Here is a 14,986-nt window from a genome sequence, read left to right on the forward strand (position 1 = left end):
GAAGATTATGTTTGTTACAGTCGATGAATCTGACTATTGGTGTGAGGTTAGTGGTCATGGTGAGCCAATTATGCTTTTACACGGATTCACCGGTAGTACTTCAACCTGGATGTCACTTGCTTCAACGTTAGAAAAATCGTTCCAAGTTATAAGAATTGATTTACCAGGACATGGAAGAACAAAAGTATCAACACCAAAAACTATGACTGACTGTACACGGGATATAAGAGAAATCCTAAAACAACTTGGACATGAAAAAATTCATCTTCTTGGTTATTCGATGGGTGGTAGAACTGCTTTATCGTTTGCGCTGTCTTATCCAGACTGTGTCCAGTCCCTAATATTAGAAAGTTCCTCGCCAGGACTTGAAAAAGCAGAAGAGCGGAAAGCTAGAATAAAAAAGGATCAACAGATTGCAGACCGAATAAATTCTAATGGTATAGAAGCATTTGTTGACTTTTGGCAAAATATTCCACTCTTTGATTCGCAAAAACAATTACCTCAGACAACACAAAAATCTATAAGAGAAGAACGGTTGTCACAAACCAAAGAAGGATTAATCACGTCCCTTACGTATATGGGGAACGGCGCACAACCATCCTGGTGGGGCAAACTTCATTTATTGAAACTACCTGTTTTACTAATTGTAGGGGAATGGGATTCGAAATTCATAAAGATTAATAAATCCATGAAAAATCTGCTTCCTAACAGCAAATTAATGATTGCGGAAAAAGCTGGTCATGCAATTCACGTGGAACAAACCGATTTTTTTGGTAAGATAGTAAATGAGTTTATTTTACATAAACAAACAAGAAACGCACTATAATTCATGAGGAGGAAAATTAATGAGTGTTCAATGGGAAGAAGCAAAAAAGTATAAAGAAATTACTTATGAAAAATATGATGGTGTAGCTAAAGTGACAATGAACCGTCCTGAAAAACACAATGCATTTACACCACTGACGGTAAATGAAATGATCGATGCTTTTGCTGATGCGCGCGATGACTCATCAGTTGGCGTTATTATTTTAGCAGGTGCAGGAGAGAAAGCATTTTGTTCTGGTGGAGACCAATCTGTACGAGGACATGGTGGATATGTTGGAGATGATCAGGTCCCTCGTCTAAACGTTTTAGATTTGCAACGTTTAATCCGTGTAATTCCTAAACCTGTTATTGCAATGGTATCTGGTTACGCTATTGGGGGAGGACATGTTCTTCACCTAGTATGTGATCTAACAATTGCAGCAGACAATGCAGTATTTGGGCAAACTGGTCCTAAGGTTGGAAGTTTCGATGCTGGATATGGTGTTGGACTGTTAGCTCGTATGGTGGGGCAAAAACGTGCCAAAGAGATTTGGTTCCTATGCCGTCAATACAGTGCAGACGAAGCAATGGATATGGGATTAGTTAACACAGTTGTTCCTTTAGACAAATTAGAAGAAGAAACAATGCAATGGTGTACAGAAATGCTTGAAAAATCACCAACAGCATTACGTTTCCTTAAAGCTTCATTTCACGCTGATACAGACGGCCTGGCTGGACTTCAACAAATGGGAGGCGACGCAACACTTCTTTACTACACAACTGATGAAGCAAAAGAGGGTCGCGATTCATTTAAAGAAAAAAGAAAGCCAGACTTTAAAAAATTCCCACGTTTCCCGTGATAACAAGAAAAGCGTAGGCGACTGTACTGGGGTGACACGCATAAGCAAGGAACCGAAGAGTGCGTGACCTATGCACTCGTAGTGTTCATTGCTTATGTCGCGAACCCCAAGGAGCTGCAGCTAGACAAGAAAAGCGTAGAGGGCTTGGTAGTGGCGACCTGCGTAAGCAAGAGACCGTAGAGCACATGGGCTTCGTGCTCGGAGTGTCAATTGCTTACGTCACGAGCCGCTAGCCCTAGCAGCTAGACAAGAAAACTGCTGAAACAAAATATTACGCAGTATGAAGATGGAAAAAGCCTTTGCTTAACTCTAGCAAAGGTTTTTTCACTAACTTTAACTTGATGGAGGAACAAAGCATGAGTGAAACTCTTCCGCACTGGTTGACAAAGCAAGCAAACCTTGCGCCAAATGAAACGGCAATAGAATTGGAAAACGGAGAATGTTTAACTTTTAAACAGCTCAAAGATCAAAGTCAAACATTCGCAAAAAAATTAGCTAGTCAAGGCATACACAAAGGGGAAAAGGTAGGAATATTTTCAACCAACTCTACGGAAATGGTCATTGCTGTACATGCATTAAGTTACCTCGGAGCGGTTGCAGTGATGTTTAATATTCGTTTAACTGAAAAAGAGTTAAACTACCAAATCAAGGATGCAGAAGTAGCTTTGATTTTGTCAGTTGATACCTTAAAACCGCAGTTGAAAAAAATGAATTTTGGCACCCTTGTTTTATCTTTTAGTGACGTAAACATGCTTGAGAAGAAAAACGTCACTGTAGCTGCTGAAGTAGCTTTAGATGACCCATGCACAATCATGTATACATCCGGAACTACAGGAAATCCAAAAGGCGTCGTACATACATACGGAAATCACTGGTGGAGTGCGACTGGATCTGCACTTAACATCGGAATTCATGCAAACGACAAATGGCTGGCGGCCTTGCCATTATTTCATATCGGAGGTTTCTCACTCCTGTTAAAAAGTGTTATTTATGGTATGCCTATATACTTGTTGGAAAAATTTGATGAGCACAAGGTACATCATGCAATTATGAACCGTGATGTTACGATTGTTTCTGTTGTATCAGTAATGCTCCAACGGCTAACCGATTTACTTGGTGAGGAAGAATATCCTGAATCATTCCGTTGTATGCTTTTAGGTGGCGGACCAGCACCTAAAGGATTGCTCGAAAAGTCAAAAGCAAAGCAAATTCCTGTTTTTCAATCCTATGGCATGACAGAAACATCATCACAAATTGTAACACTTAGCCCTGGAGATGCACTTCGAAAACTTGGTTCTGCAGGGAAGTCTCTTTTTCCTGCACAGCTGAAAATTGTAGACCAGGATACTGATGGTGTCGGTGAGATAGTCGTTAAAGGCCCTATGGTTACAAGAGGTTATTACAAAAATAAACAGGCCACAGATAATGCATTGCAGGAAGGCTGGTTATCAACTGGTGATCTAGGTAGATTGGATGAAGAAGGGTTCCTTTATGTTGTAGACAGAAGAAAGGATTTAATCATCTCGGGTGGAGAGAATATCTATCCATCAGAAATCGAAAGTGTTCTTTCGGGTATGGAAGGAATAAATGAGGTTGGTGTGACAGGGGTAGAGGATTCGAAATGGGGACAAGTACCAGTTGCATTTGTTGTTCTAGATGATGAATCTATTTCTGAAATGGATGTCTTTAAATTTGCATTGGAACATTTAGCAAAATATAAAACCCCAAAGAAGATTTATTTTATACAAGAATTACCACGAAATGCATCCAACAAGCTGTTACGAAAAAATTTACTAAAGCCAAGTTCATGAAACATAAAAAAACGTTCGGATTGAATAATCCAAACGTTTTTTATGATTTCTAATTAAGAATAGTATTATACAGACTCTGCTTTTCTGCCGTTATCCACAACTTTTACTTTTTCAATTACTTCTCTTTCAAGTTGAGTTGTTTTTATTTCTAATCTTTTACCAATTAAAAATACATCAATAAGTGCCCAAAAACCTAGTCCTCCAAGAGTGAATAACATACCTAATGCATAACCATTATCACCAAGATAAAAACGATGACCACCGATAACACCTGTAAACCACCATAAAACGTACATAACTAGCTTATTCTTTCCTCGTCTTTCAACTTCTGCATCAACCATTGATAGTTGTTCTGCAGTTAAATCTCTTTTTAAGATTAAATTATCCATACCTAATTTCCCCTTTTAATAAAATTTATATTAACTATGCTGTCTACAACATAGTTAATACTAAGTTGTTTTGTGGTTCTTTTTATCTTTTTTCGTTGTTTGCCCATGTGCTTTTACCCAAAATTATTGCAAATCCTGCACATCTTTTGGACAAGGTTTTTTGATTGATGTAAATCGAGGTATTAATACCAATATTTTACTTTTATTTACATAATATAACACTATTTGATGAAATTAGATATAAAATTTATAATATTTGAGAAATGTTTAAAAATAAGCCAGGAAAATAATATAATACCAACGTATTATTTAATTATTATCCAAATAGGGAAAACAAGTTCACACACAAAAGTTTAAAAACTAATTGATAAAGATTCTCAAAATCATTGACTAATTGATAAAAAAATAATAAACTATAAATACATTAATTTTTACGAGGAATACGTTCAAACATGTAGTTTTTCATGTGGGATGTAGGGGAGTGATTCCAATGCAAACATTAAAAGCGCAAGACTTAACTCTTGGTTACGGTGAAGATATAATCATAGACGATCTAAATATAGAAATACCTAAAGGCGAAATCACAGTATTTATTGGTGGCAATGGTTGTGGGAAATCAACATTACTACGTTCATTGGCCCGTTTACTGAAGCCCAAGGGTGGCGATGTCGTTTTAGACGGTCAGGACATTGCTAAACTTGGTACAAAAGAGGTTGCAAAAAAGCTCTCGATTCTTCCACAAAGTCCTGTAACGCCAGAAGGATTAACGGTAATGGAGTTAGTTAAGCAGGGACGTCATCCATATCGTGGCTTTTTAAAGCAATGGTCAAAGGACGACGAAAGTGCGGTAAACAGAGCATTGGAATCAACGAATATGCTTGAACTCCAAGATCGTTCTGTTGATTCATTATCAGGTGGTCAACGTCAACGGGCATGGATTGCTATGACCTTAGCTCAGGAAACAGATACTATTTTATTAGACGAACCTACTACTTACCTGGATATGACGCATCAGATCGATGTACTCGATTTGTTGTTTGAATTGAACGAAAAAGATGGTCGGACGGTTGTTATGGTATTGCATGACTTAAACTTGGCTTGTCGCTATGCACATCATGTAGTAGCAATTAAGGATAAGAAAGTTTATGCACAAGGTAAACCAGAAGAGATTGTTACCTGTAATTTAGTACATGATGTTTTTGAAATGAAATGTGACGTGACATTTGATCCAATGTTTGGTACACCAATGTGTATTCCTCATGGAAAAGGACGTTGTATTTTCGCTAATAGAACGCAGGAAGCAACAAAACAAACCGTATAATACTAAGCTGGTATTGAGGCATCGCGGATGCTTTATATGCCAGCTTTTTTAGTTCATTCTGCTAAATATTTTAATTTCCATACATGCTTCCCTCATTTTTAGCCAAATTAATGGGTAGGAGGTGCAGAATGGAAAAGAAGAAGTTTTTTATTAATATGGGAACACAAGAGATATCACAAGTTAAATCTGGTAACAATGAAAGTTTTATCATCCATGCAACGGGGGATGAGGTTACATTACTCAGAGAAAAAATGAACGACATGGATTCAGCGAATACCCGAGCTTTTTTTCGTGCCCATGTACCTATTATGTCTTATCACAATGATCAATCAAATGATGATTATGATATGGGGATGACGGGTGCGTTTCAAATGATTTACGAATTGGGTAACGATCAGACAAAGGCACATATAGAATCAATGGGGGTTTTATCAGATAAACATTTGTAGTAATCTATAAGTAACAGTGAAAATGTTTGGATGAATGTGAGCACATACGAGGTGTTTCTAAGAAAAGTAGTTTATACTAGCTGTTTAAAAGGAATATAGATATAGAAGATAATTAATGGGGATAAAGGCAGCTGAAAAAATGAATACATTCAGAGATTATTATAACAATGAAGTTAAATTAACATTTGAAGACCACTATTTTTCCAAAGAACCAAAACATGTATGGGTTATTTGTAATTACAAAAACAAATGGTTATTAACTAAACATAAGGACAGGGGCATGGAATTCCCTGGTGGCAAAGTGGAAGAAGGCGAAAGTGCTAAACAAGCCGCAATACGAGAGGTTAAAGAAGAAACTGGCGGAGTAGTAGAACAAATAAGCTATATAGGTCAGTATTATGTTGCAGGCAAGGGCGGAACTGTAATAAAAAATGTTTATTATGCAATTGTAAGTGAGCTAGTGAGCCAGCCTACTTATTTCGAAACAGATGGACCAGTTTTGCTAGAGGCAGTACCTGTTAATGTACAATTCAATTCGAGGTTTAGCTTTATTATGAAAGATGATGTACTTACGCATTGTATGAAAAAAATTAAAAAAGAATATTTATCTTAAACAACGACTCCTGATTTGTACTTGGAGTCGTTGTTTTACTTTGAATTAAAAAGTCACTTGTAGCTAAACACGTATTAAAAAAACTACCAGTCTCAACGGGGGAGACTGGTAGTTCATTATTAACCTTTATAAAGTGGACCCGCTTGCGTAATCTCTTTATCAGCCTTTGTAAACTTCTTGAAGTTTTCGTGAAACTTTAAGGCCAGTTTTTTTGCTTCTGTTTTATATGCTTCTTTATCTTCCCATGTATTCTTCGGGACTAATACCTCGTCAGGAACCCCCGGCACGTGCATTGGTGCCTCTAGACCAAAGATCTCGTCTTTAGTTGTTTCGGTATTGTTTAACTCACCCTCAAGTGCTGCATGAATCATAGCTCGTGTATAAGCAAGCTTCATTCGATTTCCTACACCATATGAACCACCAGTCCATCCGGTATTTACCAAAAACACATTTGAGTCAAACTGATCAATTTTTTCACCAAGCATTTTTGCATATGTTGAAGGAGCAAGTGGCAGGAATGGTGATCCAAAGCAAGCTGAGAATGTTGCTTGTGGTTCTGTTACTCCACGCTCTGTTCCAGCTAACTTGCTAGTATAACCACTTAAAAAATGATACATTGCCTGTTCTTTTGTCAATTTGCTGATAGGAGGCAGTGTACCGGATGCATCTGCAGTCAAAAAGATAATTGTATTGGGATGTCCCGCCACACTTGGAGAAACAATGTTATCAATATTTTCTAAAGGATATGCTGCACGTGTGTTTTCAGTTAAAGATGTGTCATCGTAATCTGGAACTCTTGTTTCTTCATCAAAAACCACGTTCTCTAACACAGAACCAAAACGGATGGCATCGAATATTTGTGGTTCTTTTTCCTGGGACAGGTTTATGCACTTCGCATAACATCCGCCTTCAATATTAAATACACCATTTGGACTCCAGCCATGTTCATCGTCCCCGATTAAGCGGCGGTATGGATCAGCAGAGAGTGTTGTTTTACCTGTACCGGATAGTCCGAAAAATAATGCAACATCACCTTCCTGGCCCACATTCGCTGAACAATGCATGGATAGTATTTCACGCTGTGGCAAAAGGTAGTTCATCACTGAGAAAATAGACTTTTTAATTTCACCAGCGTACTCTGTTCCCCCGATTAAAATAATACGTTTTTTGAAGGAAACAAGTATGAAAGTTTCTGAATTTGTTCCATCTACTGCAGGATCAGCTTTATACGTAGGTGCAGATACTACCGTAAATTCAGGGTTATGGGATTCCAATTCTTCTTCATCTGGTGTAATAAATAATTGTCTTGCAAATAAGTTATGCCATGCATATTCATTAATGACTTGAATAGGCAGGCGGTAATTTTTATCTGCACCCGCAAATCCTTTAAATTGAAATAATTCATTTTTTTCCTTAAGATAGTTAATAACCTTATCATAAAGATTTTCAAATGACTCTTCATCAATCGCCTGGTTAACTGGGCCCCAATCAACAAGGTTTTGACTTGTTTCATCTCTAACAATGAATTTATCTTCAGGTGAGCGGCCTGTGTATGTTCCAGTTGTTGCCTGAATAGCACCTGTTGAAACTAATGTACCTTCATTGCGATCTAATATTCTTTCTACTAAACGAGGTACAGTTAAGTTTTTTTTCACACTGTTAAGTGATGTTAATTCCTGTAATTGTGATGACTGTTCCACCGATTTCATATAAACATACCTGCCTTTTTTGGATGGATTTTTTAATTTTAAATTTTTATTAAATCTCGACTTATGATTGTAAAAAGTTTTAAACTTAAAAAAGAATTTGTCAGTATTAAAAACTAATTTCCATTAGTATAACACATTAGAAATATTATTCCATACTAATTTATGTTTTTGTGGAGTTAGTTGTAATTTTTTTCTAATTTGATTGAATAAATTTGACACTGGAGTCTGATTTCGGTACGATAAATTCTGAACGGATACTCTCTTATTCAGAGTTGGTGGAGGGACAGACCCTATGAAACCCAGCAACCATCACTTTGGTGAAAAGGTGCTAACCTGATGCAAGGATCTTATCCTTGAACAATAAGAGGAAATGGCCATTAAACCTTTCCTCATGAACACAGGAAGGGCTTTTTTTGTTTAAAGTTGTTCAAAATTGAAGTGTTTCATTATAGAGAGCATTACTGCTAATCAATGAAGTAGCACTTTTTTAAGAATTTTTGAACATCCTCATAAAAGGACCTTGATGTAACAATAGTTACTAGAATTTTTTATACTGGAAAGACAGAGATCCGTAACACATTATAAAGGGAGGATTTAGCCACATGGCTACAAATCGTCGTTTATTTACATCCGAATCTGTTACTGAAGGACATCCTGATAAAATATGTGATCAGATATCAGATTCTATTTTAGATGAAATTTTAAAAAAAGACCCATTGGCGCGTGTTGCGTGTGAAACAACCGTGACAACTGGATTAGTACTGGTATCAGGTGAAATATCAACAAACACGTATGTAGATATTCCAGCCATTGTCCGACAAACCATTAGAGATATCGGATATACCCGAGCCAAATATGGTTTTGATGCAGACACTTGTGCTGTTCTTACTGCGATTGATGAACAATCGGCTGATATAGCAGGAGGAGTAAACACTGCATTAGAAAGCCGCCAAGGCACGATGTCAGATGATGAAATAGCATCAATCGGTGCTGGGGATCAAGGTTTAATGTTTGGATACGCTTGTAATGAAACAGAAGAATTAATGCCACTTGCTATCTCGCTAGCACATAAACTTGCGAAGCGGTTAGCTGACGTTCGAAAGGATAAGACACTTTCCTATCTTCGTCCTGATGGAAAAACACAAGTGACTGTCGAGTATGATGAAAATGATAATCCTGTAAAAGTGGACACCATCGTAATCTCTACTCAACATCACGAAGACCTTACGACAGAACAGATTGAAAAAGATCTGATTGAACATGTGATCCGCCCTATGGTTCCTGCTCATTTACTAGATGAAACAACAAAGTACTTTATTAACCCAACAGGCCGTTTTGTAATTGGTGGACCACAAGGTGATGCAGGTCTGACTGGACGTAAAATAATAGTCGACACATATGGAGGATATGCTCGCCATGGTGGAGGTGCTTTCAGTGGTAAAGATTCAACAAAAGTGGATCGCTCCGGGGCTTACGCAGCAAGATATGTTGCTAAAAATATTGTAGCCGCTAAACTAGCGAAAACCTGTGAAGTGCAAGTTGCATATGCCATTGGTGTAGCAGAACCAGTTTCCATTGCTGTTAACACGTTTGGGACTGGAACAGTTAGTGAGGATGATCTGGTTCAAGCGGTCAGGAAGTTATTTGATCTAAGACCAGCCGGAATTATCAGGATGCTTGATTTACAAAAGCCAATCTTTAGAAATACTTCGGCTTATGGACATTTTGGTCGCACAGACATCTTGTTCCCGTGGGAAAAGACAGACAAAGTTGAAGAATTAATAGCATTGACTAAAAAATAATGTATAGTAAAAAGCGTCACGACACTGTTACATAAAAGTCGTGACGTTTTGTTGTATTATACTTCATTTGGATCATCTAAAAACCTGCTTTTAATGTCGGGGGAAGGAATCATACAACTATCTTTTTTACCGAACCATTTGTATCTGTTAGTAGCAATTATATTATAAAAGAAATCTCTTAGGGATTTTGGAACAATAATAAATATATAAAGTCCTTTCCATAAGCCTGTTAAATTTCTGCAGACACGTAGAGCCGCAGAAGATTTGTCATAGCATCTATTTGCTTCAATTAATATAAAACTATCCACGTTCTGAGGAATATGATGTTTTTTAAGTAATTTTATTCCTATATCACTTTGCAGGGAGGCAAACTTATATATTCCAGTTGGATCCCTTTTAATAATGAATTGAACACTACGGTCACAGAAGTTGCATTCCCCATCGAATAATAATATTGGACCCATTTTAAAACCACCTTATAAGGATGTATTATGTTTATAATATTGTCCTTTTTCCACATATGTTTTACGAACACGTTCCATCTCTAGATAATCTTCGTCGTTGAGCTCACGAACTACCTTGGCTGGTCTTCCCAATGCGAGCGTGCGTGGTGGTATTTTTTTACCTGGTGGGACAAGACTTCCTGCTCCTAGAAAGGCATGTTCACCAATCTCGGCACCATCCAGAACAAGAGATCCCATACCAATTAGAGCGTTTTTACGAACAACTGCAGAATGAAGGGTTACCTGATGCCCAATTGTAACATCGTCTTCAATTATAACTGTATTATTCGGGCTTTGATGAACCATTGAAAGATCCTGTATACTAACCCTATTACCTATTCTTGTGGGGGCGACGTCTCCCCGGATGACAGTTTTAAACCAAATACTCGTTTCTTTACCAATTGTAACGTCACCAGTAATTAAAGCATCTTTTGCAACAAAAGCCGATTCGTGAATTGTTGGTGTTATATTTTTGTAGTGGTGTATCATTTGTGTCCTCCTAAAAGTTTAGTGTATAAGTAGTATAACAAATATTTTTAATTGGGAAGGAGGAAATGGTTTGTCGTATCGTGTCCCGAGGTCATCATTGGTATTAATGGGTAAAGTTTATGTGAAAATTCTCCCGCAGGTACATAAAGAACTGACATATTGGAAAGACCGTGCTGAGCAGATACCTAACGGTGAATTACGTATGCAAGCACTAGCAAGTATTTCCTCCAAACGATTTCACTGTCAAGGTGGGGGAGTATATGCCATTTTGGCTGGCGACAAGTGGAAAGATGCAATTCGGTTTATCGTGGCTTATCAGACCATCAGTGATTATTTAGACAACCTTTGTGATCGAAGTACATCTCTTGATCCTGCTGACTTCCGCTTAATGCACCAATCAATGATCGATGCATTAACCCCTGGAAATCCGGTAGGGAATTACTACAAATTACGAGACGATCGGAATGATGGTGGTTATTTAAATGATCTTGTTAAAACATGTCAACAGATAGTGTACAAATGCCGGGATTATGAAGATATTCAGGATGTTTTAGTATATTTATGCAGTCTCTATGGTGATCTGCAAGTACATAAGCATGTAACAGAGGAGGAAAGAATCCCAAGGCTGACCTCATGGTTTAACAAAAACAAACATGAAGCCCCAGAGTTGAGATGGTATGAATTTTCTGCGGCAGCTGGTTCAACACTTGGGATTTTTTGTTTAGTTTCCTATTCATTAGCAGGGAAGATGTCAGAAGAAATGGGCTCGGCTATATACCATGGATATTTCCCATATATGCAGGGACTACATATTTTACTGGATTATTATATTGACCAACAAGAAGACCAAACAGAAGCAGATTTAAACTTTTGCTCATTTTATGTTAATCAATCAGAAATGAAGGAACGATTACGTTTCTTTATTAAGGAAACACGTCAGTATGTGAGGCAGTTACCTGATCATATGTTTCACCAGATGGTGCAGAATGGCTTAGTTGGATTATATTTAGGTGATAGAAAAGTTCATGGTTTGATCGGCGGTAGAAGTATGAGGAAAAAACTGCTTGGTGCATGCGGTCGACAAGCGAAATTTTTCCATTGGAATACCCGGATGTATTACAAGCTAACTGAGAATAAAAAACAACCTGAGTAATTAAACTCAGGTTGTTGAATCTAAGCGATTTTTTATAAAACTTTACTTAAAAATGCTTGGGTACGTTCATGTTGTGGGTTGCTGAATAATTCTTCTGGTACGTTTTGTTCTACTATTAAGCCTTCATCAATATACAAAACCCGATCTCCAACCTCTCGTGCAAATCCCATTTCATGTGTTACAACTACCATTGTCATTCCTTCAATAGCCAACTGTTTCATAACCTCCAGGACGTCTCCAACCATTTCTGGATCCAGTGCGGAGGTTGGCTCGTCGAACAACATAATTTTAGGGTCCATCGCAAGCGCTCTTGCGATGGCGACACGCTGTTTTTGACCACCTGATAAAGAACCAGGATAGCTGTCAGCTTTATCGCTTAAGCCAACTTTAGCTAAAAGTACTTTAGCTTTCTTCACTGCTTCTAATTTTGAAGTACCGCGTGTTTTCATAGGGGCAAGCGTAATATTTTCCAATACCGTTTTATGTGGAAAAAGATTAAACTGTTGGAAAACCATTCCTACTTCTTCACGAACCTTATTAATATTAACACTGTCATCCGTAATATCATTACCATCAATAACAACCTGACCATCAGTTATTTCCTCCAGGCGATTTAAGCAGCGCAGAAAAGTACTTTTACCTGATCCTGATGCGCCAATAACACAAACTACTTCTTTTTCCTCAACGGAAACACTAATATCTTTTAACACTTCAAGACTTCCGAAAGACTTTTTTAGGTTTTTTACCTCAATCATTGTCATCGTAATTCAAATCTCCTTTCAAGATAACTAGAGAGTAGGGATAATAGATAAATAACAATGAAATACATAACCCCAACCGCTATCCATATGCTAAAGGCTTCAAATGTTCGAGCAATTACTACCTGTCCTTTTTGGGTTAAGTCGGCAATGCCGATAACAGAGAGTAAGGAGGTATCCTTAAGGCTTATTATCCCTTGGTTAGTGAAAGTTGGAAGCATTCGCCTAAATGCTTGAGGTAGTATGATATGGCGCATGTTCTGCGTGTTTGTTAACCCTAGTGAACGGGCAGCTTCCGTCTGTCCTTTGTCCATAGATTGGATACCAGCACGGATGATTTCCGCAAAATATGCAGCAGCGTTGATTGCAACTGTAATAATACCCGCAGTTGTACGATCTAGGGAAATAAATTCTAACGAGTTAAGCCCGTAATAGAAAAAGAATAACTGAACCAGTATTGGGGTGCCACGAATTGCATCGATAAATATTTTGGCAATCCAATTTAGGATCGTCCATGGGGATAATCGCATTAACGCCATTATTAAGCCAAATATAAATCCTAAGATTATTGCTATAATAAATATGTACAGGGTTACTTTTAGACCTTCCCATAAATATGGGAGGGATTCAATGATGATTTCCATTTACTTCAATCCCATCTAATTAAAATGGCACGCTTTAAAAGCGCGCCCTAATAAAATTTTATTAATTACTCTCCAAGATACGTATTAAGTATCTCATCATATTCGCCGCTTTCTTTGAGAGCAGCTAATCCATCATTTATTTTCTTAAGAAGCTCGGCATTTTCGCCTTTAAGTACAGCGATACCATAATTGTCTCCGTTTAAGCGATCTCCTACAACTTGTAATTCAAGGTCACTTTCGGCAATTGCATAAGAAATGACCGGGTAATCTTCAATAAGTGCATCAGCTGTTCCATTTGCAACTTCTTGGAACATGGAAGTACTATCGGGTACCTGTACGATTTCGTATCCGTATTTTCCCTTATTTTCTTCTGCAAAATCGGCACCAGTTGTTCCTTTTTTAACTGCAACAGTTTTTCCTTTTAAATCTTCCAGGCTAGCAATATTTGAATTACCATCTGCAACAACTAAAGACAGACCTGCCTCGAAATAAGGATCTGAGAAGTCAACAATCTTTTTGCGATCATCTGTAATACTCATTCCTGCTATTGCGATATCTAATTGACCTGCTTGCATTGCAGGAATAATACCACCGAAATCCATTGGCTCCAGTTCAATTTTAAAACCCTGATCTTCGGCAATTGCATTAATTAAATCAACGTCAATTCCCTTGTAAACGTCACCCTCCTGAAACTCGAAAGGTGGATAAGTTGTATCAATACCTACCTTATATACTTTTTCATCTCCATCTCCGCCTGATGCATTACCTTCATCTGTGTCACTTGACCCACATGCCGCCAATACAAACATTAAAGCGAATAATAGACTAAATAAACCTATCTTCTTCATTGAATTGCCCCCTAATCCTATTTATAAACGCTATCTGTATTCTATAAAAGGGTAGCAGACATGTCAAGAAGAATCAAAATATTAAAACAGGATTCTAACTATTCAAGTTTATGGGTGCAAAATGACTAATTAGAACAAAAGTTGACAAAACAAAGAGTCCTACTGTTTTTGTAACAATAGGACTCTTTGTTTGTTATTTAGTTTTCTTCTCAATCCCTATAATAAATGGGGGACTATTTTTCTGATTGATAAATCCATAATACAGAACACTATATTGCTTTTGATCTAATTGATGTACATATTCCATGATGTTTCGTTTCTCTGTATCGCCACCCGCGTGTCCATGATACACCACGAGCACCACGACCCCGTTTTCCTTTAAATGGGTTAAAATCCCTTCAATAGCAAGGATTGTAGTTTCACTCTTCGTAACAATTCCCTTATCACTTCCTGGGAGATACCCAAGATTAAATACTGCACCGCCAAGAGATGTTAACTGATCAACAGTCAGATGATGAATTGCATTACTGTGGCTATCTTTTATAATAGTTGCATTGGTTACCTTGTTTCGTGCAAGCTCTTGCTGCGTATGCTGAATGGCTTGATCTTGAATATCAAATCCAAATACATGACCATTTTCTCCGACAACTTTACTTAAAAACACGGTATCATGTCCGTTGCCACAAGTTGCATCGATTACTGTTTCACCTTTATTGACTGCTTCTTCTATTAAGTGATGGGAAAATTGCAGAATCCCTTTTATCATATACATACATCCTTAAATTCTATTTTGTAGTATATTATTTTACCATGAACCCCATAATATAGGAAAG

At 37.6% G+C, this 14,986-nt stretch carries 16 protein-coding genes and 1 riboswitch; of the genes, 8 read left to right on the top strand and 8 right to left on the bottom strand.

The genetic code is table 11. From position 1 onward, the window contains the following. Positions 1–7: 7 nt before the first annotated feature. The 3 genes from menH (at position 8) to ACOI1D_RS02535 (ending at position 3,475) form a co-directional block, all read left to right on the top strand. Positions 8–826, top strand: coding sequence for a 2-succinyl-6-hydroxy-2,4-cyclohexadiene-1-carboxylate synthase (gene menH / locus ACOI1D_RS02525; RefSeq protein ID WP_422498982.1), 819 nt, complete (start codon positions 8–10; stop codon positions 824–826). A 19-nt stretch (positions 827–845) separates the two neighbouring features. Next, positions 846–1,664 carry a 1,4-dihydroxy-2-naphthoyl-CoA synthase gene (gene menB, locus ACOI1D_RS02530; RefSeq protein ID WP_422498983.1) on the top strand — a complete coding sequence of 273 codons (819 nt, stop codon included), beginning with the start codon at positions 846–848 and terminating at the stop codon, positions 1,662–1,664. Positions 1,665–2,020: 356 nt separating this feature from the next. After that, complete coding sequence (locus tag ACOI1D_RS02535) at positions 2,021–3,475, top strand: o-succinylbenzoate--CoA ligase (protein ID WP_422498984.1); 1,455 nt, start codon at positions 2,021–2,023, stop codon at positions 3,473–3,475. Between the two features lie 65 nt (positions 3,476–3,540). Here ACOI1D_RS02535 and ACOI1D_RS02540 read toward each other — a convergent pair whose 3' ends face one another. Further along, the gene (locus tag ACOI1D_RS02540; RefSeq protein ID WP_422498985.1) at positions 3,541–3,864 is read right to left on the bottom strand and encodes a TM2 domain-containing protein; all 324 of its coding nucleotides are present in this window, start codon (positions 3,862–3,864) and stop codon (positions 3,541–3,543) included. A gap of 490 nt (positions 3,865–4,354) precedes the next feature. Between ACOI1D_RS02540 and ACOI1D_RS02545 the strand changes: the two genes are divergently transcribed. From ACOI1D_RS02545 to ytkD, 3 genes are all read left to right on the top strand, one after another. After that, complete coding sequence (locus ACOI1D_RS02545; RefSeq protein ID WP_422498987.1) at positions 4,355–5,185, top strand: ABC transporter ATP-binding protein; 831 nt, start codon at positions 4,355–4,357, stop codon at positions 5,183–5,185. 128 nt (positions 5,186–5,313) lie between these two features. Next, positions 5,314–5,634, top strand: coding sequence for a hydrolase (locus tag ACOI1D_RS02550; protein ID WP_422498988.1), 321 nt, complete (start codon positions 5,314–5,316; stop codon positions 5,632–5,634). A gap of 139 nt (positions 5,635–5,773) precedes the next feature. Next, positions 5,774–6,247, top strand: coding sequence for an RNA deprotection pyrophosphohydrolase (gene ytkD / locus ACOI1D_RS02555; RefSeq protein ID WP_422498990.1), 474 nt, complete (start codon positions 5,774–5,776; stop codon positions 6,245–6,247). 119 nt (positions 6,248–6,366) lie between these two features. On the opposite strand, the gene pckA is transcribed toward ytkD, so the two are convergent. Continuing rightward, complete coding sequence (gene pckA / locus ACOI1D_RS02560; protein ID WP_422498991.1) at positions 6,367–7,956, bottom strand: phosphoenolpyruvate carboxykinase (ATP); 1,590 nt, start codon at positions 7,954–7,956, stop codon at positions 6,367–6,369. Between the two features lie 259 nt (positions 7,957–8,215). Then, positions 8,216–8,323, top strand: a riboswitch (SAM riboswitch). 235 nt (positions 8,324–8,558) lie between these two features. On the opposite strand from pckA, the gene metK reads away from it, so the two are divergent. Then, a complete protein-coding gene (metK, locus tag ACOI1D_RS02565; protein ID WP_422498993.1) occupies positions 8,559–9,758 on the top strand; it encodes a methionine adenosyltransferase in 1,200 nt (399 codons plus the stop codon). A 56-nt stretch (positions 9,759–9,814) separates the two neighbouring features. Here metK and ACOI1D_RS02570 read toward each other — a convergent pair whose 3' ends face one another. Together ACOI1D_RS02570 and ACOI1D_RS02575 are read right to left on the bottom strand one after the other, a co-directional pair. Beyond that, positions 9,815–10,222 (bottom strand): thiol-disulfide oxidoreductase DCC family protein, encoded by a 408-nt coding sequence (locus ACOI1D_RS02570; protein WP_422498994.1) that lies wholly within the window; start codon positions 10,220–10,222, stop codon positions 9,815–9,817. A 12-nt stretch (positions 10,223–10,234) separates the two neighbouring features. Beyond that, positions 10,235–10,750, bottom strand: a complete 516-nt coding sequence (locus ACOI1D_RS02575) for a gamma carbonic anhydrase family protein (RefSeq protein ID WP_422498995.1) — start codon at positions 10,748–10,750, stop codon at positions 10,235–10,237. A 70-nt stretch (positions 10,751–10,820) separates the two neighbouring features. Here ACOI1D_RS02575 and ACOI1D_RS02580 point away from each other — a divergent pair, with 70 nt between their 5' ends. Beyond that, a complete protein-coding gene (locus ACOI1D_RS02580; protein WP_422498996.1) occupies positions 10,821–11,903 on the top strand; it encodes a tetraprenyl-beta-curcumene synthase family protein in 1,083 nt (360 codons plus the stop codon). Positions 11,904–11,935: 32 nt separating this feature from the next. Here the strand turns inward: ACOI1D_RS02580 and ACOI1D_RS02585 are convergent, their stop codons facing one another. The 4 genes from ACOI1D_RS02585 to ACOI1D_RS02600 all read right to left on the bottom strand — a co-directional run bounded on the left by ACOI1D_RS02585 (position 11,936) and on the right by ACOI1D_RS02600 (position 14,919). Further along, positions 11,936–12,664, bottom strand: a complete 729-nt coding sequence (locus ACOI1D_RS02585) for an amino acid ABC transporter ATP-binding protein (RefSeq protein ID WP_422498997.1) — start codon at positions 12,662–12,664, stop codon at positions 11,936–11,938. After that, positions 12,661–13,305, bottom strand: a complete 645-nt coding sequence (locus tag ACOI1D_RS02590; protein WP_422498999.1) for an amino acid ABC transporter permease — start codon at positions 13,303–13,305, stop codon at positions 12,661–12,663. The genes ACOI1D_RS02585 and ACOI1D_RS02590 overlap by 4 nt, the downstream gene beginning before the upstream one ends. 65 nt (positions 13,306–13,370) lie before the next feature. Beyond that, positions 13,371–14,153, bottom strand: a complete 783-nt coding sequence (locus ACOI1D_RS02595; RefSeq protein WP_422499000.1) for a transporter substrate-binding domain-containing protein — start codon at positions 14,151–14,153, stop codon at positions 13,371–13,373. 193 nt (positions 14,154–14,346) lie between these two features. Next, entirely contained in the window at positions 14,347–14,919 is a 573-nt protein-coding gene (locus ACOI1D_RS02600; protein WP_422499001.1) for a class I SAM-dependent methyltransferase, read from the bottom strand. Positions 14,920–14,986 lie beyond the last annotated feature (67 nt).

Origin of the sequence: Virgibacillus sp. DJP39 (assembly GCF_049310925.1) — a bacterium.
In the GTDB taxonomy this organism is placed as follows: Bacteria; Bacillota; Bacilli; order Bacillales; family Amphibacillaceae; genus Virgibacillus_F.

Excerpts from the sequence above, each read along its gene's own strand:
- menH (WP_422498982.1), top strand. The coding sequence starts at position 8 with ATGTTTGTTACAGTCGATGAATCTGACTATTGGTGTGAGGTTAGTGGT.
- menB (WP_422498983.1), top strand. The coding sequence starts at position 846 with ATGAGTGTTCAATGGGAAGAAGCAAAAAAGTATAAAGAAATTACTTAT.
- ACOI1D_RS02535 (WP_422498984.1), top strand. The coding sequence starts at position 2,021 with ATGAGTGAAACTCTTCCGCACTGGTTGACAAAGCAAGCAAACCTTGCG.
- ACOI1D_RS02540 (WP_422498985.1), bottom strand. The coding sequence starts at position 3,864 with ATGGATAATTTAATCTTAAAAAGAGATTTAACTGCAGAACAACTATCA.
- ACOI1D_RS02545 (WP_422498987.1), top strand. The coding sequence starts at position 4,355 with ATGCAAACATTAAAAGCGCAAGACTTAACTCTTGGTTACGGTGAAGAT.
- ACOI1D_RS02550 (WP_422498988.1), top strand. The coding sequence starts at position 5,314 with ATGGAAAAGAAGAAGTTTTTTATTAATATGGGAACACAAGAGATATCA.
- ytkD (WP_422498990.1), top strand. The coding sequence starts at position 5,774 with ATGAATACATTCAGAGATTATTATAACAATGAAGTTAAATTAACATTT.
- pckA (WP_422498991.1), bottom strand. The coding sequence starts at position 7,956 with ATGAAATCGGTGGAACAGTCATCACAATTACAGGAATTAACATCACTT.
- metK (WP_422498993.1), top strand. The coding sequence starts at position 8,559 with ATGGCTACAAATCGTCGTTTATTTACATCCGAATCTGTTACTGAAGGA.
- ACOI1D_RS02570 (WP_422498994.1), bottom strand. The coding sequence starts at position 10,222 with ATGGGTCCAATATTATTATTCGATGGGGAATGCAACTTCTGTGACCGT.
- ACOI1D_RS02575 (WP_422498995.1), bottom strand. The coding sequence starts at position 10,750 with ATGATACACCACTACAAAAATATAACACCAACAATTCACGAATCGGCT.
- ACOI1D_RS02585 (WP_422498997.1), bottom strand. The coding sequence starts at position 12,664 with ATGACAATGATTGAGGTAAAAAACCTAAAAAAGTCTTTCGGAAGTCTT.
- ACOI1D_RS02590 (WP_422498999.1), bottom strand. The coding sequence starts at position 13,305 with ATGGAAATCATCATTGAATCCCTCCCATATTTATGGGAAGGTCTAAAA.
- ACOI1D_RS02595 (WP_422499000.1), bottom strand. The coding sequence starts at position 14,153 with ATGAAGAAGATAGGTTTATTTAGTCTATTATTCGCTTTAATGTTTGTA.
- ACOI1D_RS02600 (WP_422499001.1), bottom strand. The coding sequence starts at position 14,919 with ATGATAAAAGGGATTCTGCAATTTTCCCATCACTTAATAGAAGAAGCA.